The organism is Paenalcaligenes sp., from assembly GCF_030152715.1.
Lineage (GTDB): Bacteria > Pseudomonadota > Gammaproteobacteria > Burkholderiales > Burkholderiaceae_B > Paenalcaligenes > Paenalcaligenes hermetiae.
On sequence record NZ_JASLIX010000118.1, the window covers coordinates 22625 to 31523 of the forward strand.

The 8899-nt window shown below is 48.0% G+C and carries 7 protein-coding genes; all 7 read left to right on the forward strand.

Annotated elements, in window-relative coordinates; all coding sequences use genetic code 11:
• The first annotated feature begins 33 nt into the window (after positions 1 to 33).
• The 7 genes from Q1V74_RS09630 to Q1V74_RS09660 all read left to right on the forward strand — a co-directional run bounded on the left by Q1V74_RS09630 (position 34) and on the right by Q1V74_RS09660 (position 8818).
• Positions 34 to 1887, forward strand: a complete 1854-nt coding sequence (locus Q1V74_RS09630; protein WP_300648471.1) for a feruloyl-CoA synthase — start codon at positions 34 to 36, stop codon at positions 1885 to 1887.
• A gap of 2 nt (positions 1888 to 1889) precedes the next feature.
• The gene (locus Q1V74_RS09635; RefSeq protein WP_260650961.1) at positions 1890 to 2834 is read left to right on the forward strand and encodes an acetaldehyde dehydrogenase (acetylating); all 945 of its coding nucleotides are present in this window, start codon (positions 1890 to 1892) and stop codon (positions 2832 to 2834) included.
• Between the two features lie 11 nt (positions 2835 to 2845).
• The gene (gene dmpG, locus Q1V74_RS09640; protein WP_260650962.1) at positions 2846 to 3868 is read left to right on the forward strand and encodes a 4-hydroxy-2-oxovalerate aldolase; all 1023 of its coding nucleotides are present in this window, start codon (positions 2846 to 2848) and stop codon (positions 3866 to 3868) included.
• 93 nt (positions 3869 to 3961) lie between these two features.
• Positions 3962 to 4960, forward strand: coding sequence for a CDP-6-deoxy-delta-3,4-glucoseen reductase (locus Q1V74_RS09645; protein ID WP_300648474.1), 999 nt, complete (start codon positions 3962 to 3964; stop codon positions 4958 to 4960).
• Between the two features lie 293 nt (positions 4961 to 5253).
• Complete coding sequence (locus Q1V74_RS09650) at positions 5254 to 6291, forward strand: branched-chain amino acid ABC transporter permease (RefSeq protein WP_300648476.1); 1038 nt, start codon at positions 5254 to 5256, stop codon at positions 6289 to 6291.
• Complete coding sequence (locus Q1V74_RS09655) at positions 6291 to 8072, forward strand: branched-chain amino acid ABC transporter ATP-binding protein/permease (protein WP_300648478.1); 1782 nt, start codon at positions 6291 to 6293, stop codon at positions 8070 to 8072. Before Q1V74_RS09650 ends, Q1V74_RS09655 begins: the two co-directional genes overlap by 1 nt.
• The gene (locus Q1V74_RS09660) at positions 8069 to 8818 is read left to right on the forward strand and encodes an ABC transporter ATP-binding protein (RefSeq protein WP_260650968.1); all 750 of its coding nucleotides are present in this window, start codon (positions 8069 to 8071) and stop codon (positions 8816 to 8818) included. The genes Q1V74_RS09655 and Q1V74_RS09660 overlap by 4 nt, the downstream gene beginning before the upstream one ends.
• Positions 8819 to 8899: the final 81 nt, after the last annotated feature.

Below are 8899 nucleotides of genomic sequence, written 5' to 3' on the forward strand. Positions count from 1 at the left end.
GATGCGAGTGCATTTACTAACAGGAGACCCGAAGTGCAAAGTTTTTTCGATGATGAGAGCCAACTCGCTCCGGCGCGTGTAGAAGTAGAACATTTAGATAACGGTGGGTTTATCTTACGTTCGCCCGAGCCGCTAGGGCCCTATGCGCGTTGCGTAGGTGAATGGCTAGAAAAGTGGGCTAAAGAGACCCCAGATGCCATTTATTTTGCTGAGCGAGATGGTGATGGTTGGCGTGAATTAACCTATGCTCAAGTACGCGACATTGTGGGGCGCTTGGGGCAGGGGTTATTAGATATGGGATTAAGCTCTGCGCAACCACTTGTCGTTCTTTCGAGTAATGACCTAAATCATGCCATGCTGACACTGGCAGCTATGCATGTGGGGGTTCCGATTGGAACGGTGTCGGTCGCTTACTCTAAAGGTCGTAAAGACTACACGAAGCTGACGGCGATTTTAAAGTCTTTTAATCCTGGTGCGATTTTTGTGAGCCATGGTGAAGACTATGCGCCATCGCTACTAAGTGTTAAACCGTCCTGTCCGATTATTGTCGGACAGGATCCAGAAGCCATCCCTGGTTCTATTCACATCGATCAACTCTATAACAGCAAAGAAACACCGGCAGTGATGGAGGCGTTTTATGCCCTAACCGGTGAGAGCCATGCTCGTTATTTGTTGACCTCGGGTTCAACAGGTGAACCAAAGGTGGTCGTCAATACGCACAAGATGCTTTGCTCAAATCAGCAGATGATTGCGCAGTGCTGGCGTTTCCTCGATAATCGAAAACTTAGAGTATTAGATTGGTTGCCTTGGAGTCATACTTTTGGCGCAAACCATAACTTTAATATGGTGTTGCGTAATGGCGGCTCGTTTTATATTGACGACGGCTTACCTATGCCGGGTCGTATTGAGCGTACCATTGAAAATATTAAGTATGTACGCCCCACGATGTTCTTTAATGTGCCTCGTGGCTATGATGTGTTGTTACCTTATATCGAGAAAGACCCAGAGTTAGCCGAGGCATTATTTGCTGATTTAGATGCCTTGTTCTATGCCGCTGCGGCGCTTCCTCAAAATACATGGGATCGCATCCATAAAGTCGCTAGTACTGTGCGTGATACGCCGTTGTTCTTCACTTCGGAATGGGGAGCGACAGAAACCACGCCTGTACTAACGAACGTGCATTTCCGTATTGATAAACCAGGTAATTTAGGTTTGCCAGTTCCTGGGATTGAGATCAAGTTTATTCCTTCTGGCGATAAGCTGGAGATGCGTGTGAAAGGGCCTTCGGTCTTTACCGAATACCTGAATGATCCAGAGCTAGCCGCTCGCTCTTTTGATAGCGATGGCTTCTATATGATTGGTGATGCTGGGTATTTGTTAGACGAAGCGCATCCAGAAAAAGGCATTGTGTTTAATGGTCGTGTCACAGAAGACTTTAAACTGACCACAGGTACGTGGGTGTCAGTAGGGACGTTGCGTCCTGCGCTAGTGAGTGCTTTGGCTCCCTATGTTTCTGACTGTGTGATCTGTGGGCACGATCGAAGTGAAATCGGAGTATTGGCATTCCCAACCCCTGCTTTGCGTGAGCTAGCTGGACCAGAAGGGGAAACCATGCACGCCGATGAGCTGGCTCAAGTCCCAGCGGTGCGCCAAGCATTGTTAAAAGGGATGAAGCGCCATTATGCCGAAAATAAGGCATCGTCACGTCACGCACGCCGTCTTTTACTGCTAAATTCTGCGCCGAATATCGAGATCGGAGAGATCACAGATAAAGGTTATATCAACCAGCGCATGGCCATCAGTTATCGCGCGGACGATGTGAAGCGACTGTTCGCTGAGCCTCTTGATCCCGCGGTAATTTTAATTACGGAAGAAACTGGAGAATAGGAATGAGTGCCAGTAAAAAACTCAAGGTTGCCATCATCGGGTCCGGGAATATTGGTACCGATTTGATGATTAAAGTGCTACGCAACGGCAAGCACGTGGAAATGGGAGCGATGGTGGGTATTGACCCCAATTCCGACGGCTTGGCGCGTGCGCAGCGCATGGGCGTGGCGACTACGCATGAGGGCGTAGAAGGGCTTGCCAAAATGGATGTTTTTAAAGACATCGATATCGTTTTTGATGCAACAGCGGCCAGCGCCCATATTAAAAATGATAAGTTTTTGCGTGAGCTAAAGCCCAACATTCGCATGGTGGACCTAACCCCTGCAGCCATTGGCCCCTATTGTGTGCCGGTGGCAAACCTTGAGGAGCACATTGATCAGCTTAATGTGAACATGGTGACCTGTGGCGGCCAAGCAACAATTCCTATTGTGGCGGCCGTTTCCAATGTTGCAAAAGTTCACTACGCGGAAATTGTAGCCTCCATTGCAAGTAAGTCAGCTGGACCTGGTACGCGTGCCAATATTGATGAATTTACCGAAACCACCTCAAAGGCGATTGAGGTAATTGGTGGCGCGACCAAAGGTAAAGCGATCATTATTTTGAACCCCGCCGAGCCTCCGGTCATTATGCGTGACACAGTATATGTTTTGTCTGAAGACGCGGATGAGGCGGCGGTAGAAAAAAGCATTGAAGCTACCGTGGCAGCTGTTCAAGCGTATGTGCCTGGTTATCGTCTCAAACAAAAAGTACAGTTTGAGCGCATTCCTGCCGATCAGCCTTTAACCATTCCAGGTTTAGGTCAGTTCAGTGGTTTAAAAACCTCGGTATTCCTCGAGGTAGAGGGGGCGGCGCACTATCTACCCGCTTATGCCGGTAACTTGGATATTATGACGTCCGCCGCCTTGGCCACTGCCGAGCGCATGGCGCAATCCATTCTTAACGTGTGATGGGTAACAGTATGAACACAGGGAAAAAACTTTATATTTCAGATGTCACCTTACGTGACGGTAGCCATGCTGTACGTCATCAATACAGCGTTGAAGACGTGCGTCGTATTGCGCGTGCCCTAGATCAAGCTAAAGTCGATAGTATCGAAGTGGCGCACGGTGATGGGGTACAAGGTTCTAGCTTTAACTATGGCTTTGGCGCACACACAGACTTAGAGTGGATTGAAGCGGTAGCCGATGAGGTTCAGCACGCTAAAGTTGCCACATTGTTACTACCAGGCATTGGTACCATTGATGATCTAAAAGACGCGTATAACGCAGGCGCTCGTGTGGTACGTGTAGCTACTCACTGTACTGAAGCCGATATTTCGGCCCAACACATTGCTTTTGCGCGCGAGCTGGGCATGGATACGGTAGGTTTCTTGATGATGAGCCACCTCACCACACCAGAAAACCTAGCACAAGAAGCCAAGAAAATGGAAAGCTATGGTGCCACATGTATTTATATTGTGGACTCAGGCGGAGCGATGAACATGAATGATGTGCGTGATCGCTTCCGTGCCGTGAAAGCGGTGTTGCAGCCAGAAACCGAAACAGGGATTCACGCTCACCACAACTTATCGCTGGGCGTAGCGAACTCCATCGTTGCAGTAGAGGAAGGCTGCGATCGAGTGGATGCCAGTTTAGCGGGTATGGGTGCAGGGGCGGGTAACGCACCGCTAGAAGTCTTTATTGCTGCAGCGGAGCGCATGGGTTGGAATCATGGTACGGATTTGTACACCTTGATGGATGCGGCCGATGATATCGTACGCCCCATGCAAGATCGTCCCGTTCGTGTTGACCGTGAGACGTTAGCATTAGGTTATGCCGGTGTATATTCTAGTTTCTTACGTCATGCCGAAGTCGCTGCTGAGCGTTACGGTCTAAAAACCGTGGATATTTTGGTCGAGCTTGGTCGCCGCCGCATGGTGGGAGGTCAGGAAGACATGATTGTTGACGTAGCACTAGACCTACTGAAACAACAGCAGGCTTAATGAGCCGGTACTAAGCCGTTCCCACCTTTAGGTGGGGCGGCTTATTTTATATACCATTTACGCAAACCAAGCGCATTGAAAAGGTAAAAACGGATGTCGTACAAAGTCGATGTGCAACCTTCAGGGCAGGTTTTTGAGGTTGCTGAAGATCAAACATTACTTGAGGCTGCTTTAGCTGAAGGCATGATGCTACGCCACAGTTGTAGGGAAGGCACGTGTGGCACATGTAAAGGTAAGGTTTTAGCGGGTCAGGTGGACCATGCAGATAGTGATTTAGAGGTATTGACGCAAGCAGAGCGTGACGAGGGCTTTGCGTTATTTTGTCGTGCCAAAGCATGTTCTGATTTACAGATTCATGCACCAGAGGTCACTGAGCTAAAAGGGATCTCGATTCAGAAAACCGCAGCTCGGGTCGGGAGTATTGATCGGATTAGTGACGACGTTGCTATTGTGCGTTTGAATTTGCCACCCACCATGCCTTTTAATTATTTCCCCGGTCAATACGCCGAGGTCATTCTTAAAGATGGTAGCCGTCGTAGTTATTCTATGGCCACGGTGCCCGGAGAAAGCAACCAGTTAGAATGGCATATCCGTAATACCGGTGGTACTTTTAGCCGATTTGTTTACGAGGACTTAAAGGAAAAAACCTTATTACGCTTAGAAGGTCCATTTGGCACATTCTATTTACGTGATACGGATAAGCCGATGGTTTTTGTGGCGAGTGGCACGGGATTTGCGCCGATTAAAGCGCTACTTGAACAGCTTGCTGCACAAAATAATACGCGTCCCGTGAGCATGTATTGGGGGGGGCGCCAGCTCAAAGATTTATACATGCATCAATGGGTGGTGGATTTTGCTAAAAATCACGATTGGTTAACATACACCCCTGTATTATCCGAGGTGGCGGATGGTGATACTTGGGACGGGGCAACAGGCTATGTGCACCATCAGATCCTTGCTGATTTTAGTGACCTATCTGGTTATGAGGTCTATGCTTGTGGTAATCCACTTATGGTCGACAGTGCACGTAAGGATTTCACCGAACAGCGTGGTTTAGACGAAGAAAATTTCTTTGCTGATGCCTTCGTTTAAACGCTAAAAAACTTGAAAAAACACGGGCTTAGGGTAAATAACTAGGCCCGTTTTTTTATGTCTAAAAAATCCTTTATATATCAATGACTAAGTGTGTTTTTTTTCGTTATCAGTACGGTGAAAAGATACGGTATATAGGGGTAATACTTAATGCCTAAAGTTTGACATGTAACCGCGCTCCATGCAGTATTTGGATACACATTCGTATGTGTATTTTTTCTTCTGTTTTTACTGGCTAAAAATCAGGGGAAATAGAAAAAAATAGTAGCAAAAGTTGTTTTTAGGAGGCGGTTTTGAATCTTTCGATCCTGACATTTTTAACGCAGGATGGATTAACCACTGGGGCCATTTATGCGTTAGTTGCGTTGGCTTTGGTACTAGTCTTTGCGGTCACACGTGTCATCTTGGTGAGCCAAGGGGATTTTGTGGCATTTAGTGCGCTGACAATGGCGTCTTTTCAAGCGGGAAGCTTACCTGCGACCTTGTGGTTGCTCACAGCTGGTGCGGTAGCCGTTTGTATAAAAGATATCTGGGTGCTGGCTAAGCACCGCGCATTGGGGCGTATTCCTTTTGTATTAGCGATGCATCTTACTGTGCCTGTCGTGTTATGGCTGACGCTAAACGCTATAGATCTTAACCGCCTTGGTGATGGATGGAAGGTCTTGTTAACACTGGCTGTGGTCGCCCCATTAGGTCCGATCCTTTACCGCTTAATTTATCAGCCGGTAGCGCAGTCTTCTGTGCTGGTTTTATTGATCTTATCAGTCGCCTTGCATATTTCTTTGGTGGGTATTGGTTTGTGGATGTTTGGGGCCGAAGGGTACCGCACTCAGCCTTTTACTAATGCTAGCTTTATGTTGGGTGAAGCCATGATTAGTGCCCAAAGCTTATTGGTCTTGTTGGTGGCGATTGCGCTTATTGGCGCGTTGTATTTGTTTTTTGGTCACACCATGTATGGCAAAGCCTTGCGCGCAACGGCTTTTAATAGTGAAGGCGCACAACTGGTGGGGGTGCCAACCACCATGGCAGGTAGCACGGCGTTTTTCTTATCTTCGTTAATTGGCGCCTGTTCGGGGTTATTGATCGGACCGATTACCACCCTGTATTACGACTCTGGCTTTTTGATTAGTTTAAAAGGTTTTGTGGCTGCCATTATGGGAGGCTTAAGCAGTTATCCTTTGGCGGCACTAGGGGCTTTTATGGTGGGTTTAATTGAAAGCTACGCGACCTTTTTTGCTTCGCAGTACAAAGAGGTCATTGTGTTCACGCTGGTTTTGCCATTTTTACTCTGGCTGTCTTTAACCACCAATCCACTGGATGAGGAACACTAATGCATCGTCGTGTTGTTATGCCTTTGATTTTGGTGGTACTGGGTGCTTTGATCGCACCGCGCGTGCTGCCGGAATATTATCTGTCTTTATTAAATTATGTAGGTTTATACAGCATTGTTGCTTTAGGCATGGTGCTGTTGACTGGGGTAGGGGGGCTGACCTCTTTTGGGCAAGCTGCCTTTGTCGGTATTGGTGCATATGCTACGGCAGTGTTGACAACTCAGATGGGGTTGTCGCCCTGGTTAGGCTTGGTGGCTGGTTTGGTGATTACAGGGTTGATTGCCACGCTTTTAGGTTTGCTCACTTTACGCCTATCGGGGCATTACTTGCCTATTGGTACTTTGGCATGGGGGATTAGTCTGTATTACCTCTTTGGAAACTTACCCAATTTAGGGGGCTTTAGTGGGATCAGTCACTTACCAGCGATCACACTGTTTGGTTGGACGGTGAGCTCCAGCCAAGACTTTGGCGTGCTGATCTGGGTGATTGTGGGCGTGGTGATGTGGCTGCTGAGTAATTTGCTTGATAGTCGCGAAGGACGAGCGATTCGTGCTTTGTTTGGGGGATCTGTCATGGCAGAGGCCATGGGAGTGAATACTGCGCGCTCAAAATTGTTGATTTTTATTTATGCGGCTTTATTAGCAGCGGTCTCAGGTTGGCTCTATGCCCACATGCAGCGTTTTGTGAATCCTAGTCCTTTTTCGATCAACATGGGTATTGAGTACCTATTTATGATTTTATTAGGTGGGGCGAGCACATTAGGCGGTGCCGTGTTAGGGGCGGCAATGGTGACGGGCCTAAAAGAATGGCTTCAAGGCATCTTGCCTATGTTATTTGGACAAAATGGGAATTACGAAGCCATCTTTTTTGGTGGGTTAATTATTTTGTGTTTGCTGTATGCGCGCCAAGGGGTGTGGCCCGTGGTGGTAAGCCGTGTTCCTTTTTTACGTCCGCGAGCACGTAATCTTACCGCGCTAAAAACAGCCGCCCCTTTACCTCAAAAAGCACCACTGCCAGCGGGTGAGCCGTTATTAGTTGCCGAGGGCGTAACCAAAAAATTTGGGGGGTTGGTTGCTAATAATAATATGAGCCTAACCATTAAAACGGGGCAGATTACGGCGTTAATTGGACCAAATGGCGCGGGTAAATCCACGCTATTTAACTTGTTAACGGGTTTGTTGCCTTTGACTAGCGGCAAAATTGAGTTTCGCGGGCAAAGAATTGATGGTTTGTCTTCGCGCAAAATTGCGGCACTAGGTGTTAGCCGCAGTTTTCAGCATGTACGTTTAATTCCCACGATGTCGGTTTTAGAAAACGTGGCGCTCGGGGCGCATCGACGGGGGCAAGCCGGTTATATCCGCTCTGGCCTACATCTGGAGCGTGCTGAAGAAGCGTCCATTTTGGCTGAGGCCGCACGCCAGATTGAGCGAGTAGGGCTGGCTAAACATATGCATGATGCTGCGGGCAGCCTTGCTTTAGGGCAGCAGCGTATTGTGGAAATTGCTCGTGCTTTATGCGCTGATCCCTACTTATTACTTTTGGATGAGCCGGCGGCAGGTTTGCGTCATCTGGAAAAAGAAGCTTTAGCAGAATTATTGATGCGCTTACGTGCTGAAGGCATGGCGGTATTGATGGTTGAGCATGATATGGACTTTTTAATGGGTTTAGCCGATTACGTAGTGGTGATGGAGTTTGGGCAAAAGCTCGCTGAAGGCTTACCCGAAGAAATCCAAGAAAACCCCAAAGTATTAGCCGCTTATTTAGGTGGGGATGTAGCATGACAAAACCGCTGTTACTTGAGGTCAAGAATCTAGATATCGCCTATGGCAAGGTGGAGGCCGTACGTAATGTGAATTTACGGATCCACGAAGGGGAAATCGTCAGTGTGATCGGTCCTAATGGCGCTGGAAAAACCACTTTACTGAGCGCCATCATGGGACAGCTCCCTGCGACGGGCTCCATTATTTATGCGGGTGAACCATTAGCCAATCATCAGAGTGTGGCGTATCGAGTTGGTAAGGGATTATGTTTGGTGCCGGAAAGCCGAGAGCTTTTTAGCCAAATGAGCGTCGAAGATAACTTGCAGCTTGGCGCTTTCAGTCGCTACCGCCGTGGGGATAAAGATTTTCGTCAGGCTCGCGAGGCCATTTATGATTTGTTTCCACGTCTGCGCGAGCGTGCTAAACAGCAAGCGGGCACCCTATCGGGTGGAGAGCGTCAGATGTTAGCGATGGGTAGAGCCTTGATGGCAAAGCCCAAATTATTAATGCTCGATGAGCCCAGTTTAGGCTTAGCCCCCTTAATCATCGAAGAGATTTTTCGCATCATTGGTGATTTGCGTCGACAAGGGGTCTCTATTTTGTTAGTAGAGCAAAACGCGCGTGCCGCTTTGCGTGCCTCGGATTATGGTTATGTGATTGAAACGGGAGATGTGGTGTTAGAGGGGGTAGCCGCTGAACTGGCAGAAAACCCTAAGGTCATTGAATCCTATTTGGGGCGCAAACCCAGCGCAGAAAAAGCGCAATAAATTCATTTAAAACTGGTTATGAGTTAGGAGACTTTTATGAAAAAAACAGTGGCTTTTTTAGCCTGTGGCTTGCTATTTAGC